Annotated in this window: 1 protein-coding gene; it reads left to right on the top strand. The window is 65.8% G+C overall.

Features of this window, described 5'->3' with window-relative positions; genetic code table 11:
- The first annotated feature begins 16 nt into the window (after positions 1-16).
- Entirely contained in the window at positions 17-415 is a 399-nt protein-coding gene (locus AC1DY5_RS58100; RefSeq protein ID WP_478123109.1) for a hypothetical protein, read from the top strand.
- The last annotated feature ends 153 nt before the right edge of the window (positions 416-568 follow it).

Genomic DNA, 568 nt, shown 5'->3' with positions numbered 1-568 from the left:
GCACTACGAGTGAATCTTGAGCGCCTGGCTCTACCCTGKCGCAGTGATCGACATCGGCCACGGCCACCGGCCGCCGACGCCTCGATGCCTGGTCGTCGTGCGTGTCGTCAGCGGCAACGCCCGCGGAACGACGCTCTTTCGCATCGCCGGCGAGCCGAACGTCACCTGCAGTGGCGACGGATCGCCCGACTGCACCGTCTGGCGAGTCAAGGCTGTGCCGATCAGCCCGAAGAACGGAAAGGACATGAGCGGCGCGACGCACTCGCGTGGTGGAAGCGCGGGCCGCGATCTCGTGACCATCGGCGCCGACGTTTTCGCGGACGGCTATACCGAGCTTTCAGGGGACGCCTACCGCCAGAAGCTTGCGAGACGACTTCATGCGCATGGCGTCCGAATCCGAAGCGGTCCTGGCTGATCGGGCCGAGGCCATCGGGAGCGCATCGTGATGGGCTTTCACTTCGAATCCAATCCGTACGACGACGAGATCCATGAACTCCGCGCCGAGGACAACGCTCGTCGAGCCCGGGAACATGCCAAGCTGGCACACCCGGACCCGCGCGATCCCGAC

Source organism: Variovorax sp. P4_D9, assembly GCF_056401695.1.
Note: the sequence above shows the minus strand (reverse complement) of the source record. Positions and strands in the feature narration are given on the sequence as shown.